This window comes from Mesorhizobium sp. M7A.F.Ca.CA.004.12.1.1, from assembly GCF_003997835.1.
Classification (GTDB): Bacteria; Pseudomonadota; Alphaproteobacteria; order Rhizobiales; family Rhizobiaceae; genus Mesorhizobium.
This window is the reverse complement of the sequence record NZ_RZRK01001179.1, coordinates 1-1,338: the sequence shown is the minus strand read 5'-3', so window position 1 is coordinate 1,338 and position 1,338 is coordinate 1. Positions and strand designations below refer to the sequence as shown.

Genomic DNA, 1,338 nt, shown 5'->3' with positions numbered 1-1,338 from the left:
CTGGATGCGGATCTGGTGTTCCTTGCCGGTGCCCTTGTCCTTGGCCGAAACGTTGACGATGCCGTTGGCGTCGATGTCGAAGGTGACCTCGATCTGCGGCACGCCGCGCGGCGCCGGCGGGATGCCGACCAGGTCGAACTGGCCGAGCGCCTTGTTGTCGGCGGCCATTTCGCGCTCACCCTGGAAGACCCGGATGGTCACGGCCGACTGTGAGTCCTCGGCCGTCGAGAACACCTGGCTCTTCTTGGTCGGGATCGTCGTGTTGCGTTCGATCAGGCGGGTGAACACGCCACCCAGCGTCTCGATGCCGAGCGACAGCGGCGTCACGTCGAGCAACAGCACGTCCTTGACGTCGCCCTGCAGCACGCCGGCCTGGATGGCGGCGCCGAGAGCAACGACTTCATCCGGATTGACGCCCTTGTGCGGCTCCTTGCCGAAGAACTGCTTCACGATCTCCTGGATCTTGGGCATGCGGGTCATGCCGCCGACCAGGACGACTTCGTCGATCTCGCCGGCCTTCAGGCCGGCATCCTTCAATGCCGCCTTGCAAGGGGCAATCGTGCGCTGGACCAGGTCGTCGACCAGCTGCTCGAACTTGGCGCGCGTCAGCTTCAGCGTCAGGTGCTTCGGCCCGGTCGCGTCGGCGGTGATGAAGGGCAGGTTGATTTCGGTCTGGGTGGTCGACGACAGCTCGATCTTGGCCTTTTCAGCCGCCTCCTTGAGGCGCTGCAGGGCAAGCTTGTCGTTCTTCAGGTCGATGCCCTGTTCCTTCTTGAACTCGGCCGCCAGATATTCGACCAGGCGCATGTCGAAATCCTCGCCGCCGAGGAAGGTGTCGCCATTGGTCGACTTGACCTCGAACACGCCGTCGCCGATTTCGAGCACCGAAATGTCGAACGTGCCGCCGCCAAGGTCATAGACGGCAATGGTCTTGCCTTCCTTCTTGTCGAGGCCATAGGCAAGCGCTGCCGCGGTCGGCTCGTTGATGATGCGCAGCACTTCAAGGCCGGCGATCTTGCCGGCATCCTTGGTCGCCTGGCGCTGGGCGTCGTTGAAATAGGCTGGAACGGTGATGACCGCTTTCTCGACCTTTTCCCCGAGATAGGCTTCCGCCGTCTCCTTCATCTTCTGCAGGATCATGGCCGAAATCTGCGAGGGCGACTGCTTCCTGCCGCCGGCTTCGACCCAGGCATCGCCATTGTCGCCCTTGACGATCTTGTAGGGGACAAGCTTCTTGTCCTTCTCCGTCACCGGATCGTCATAGCGGCGGCCGATCAGGCGCTTGACCGCGAAGATGGTGTTTTCAGGATTGGTGACCGCCTGGCGCTTGGCTGGCTG

1 protein-coding gene is annotated in these 1,338 nt (G+C 62.7%); it reads right to left on the bottom strand.

Annotation, left to right across the window (positions count from 1 at the left end; genetic code table 11):
- Positions 1–1,338: molecular chaperone DnaK (gene dnaK / locus EN984_RS34880; protein ID WP_127384368.1), on the bottom strand; the 1,338-nt coding region annotated here is incomplete at both ends.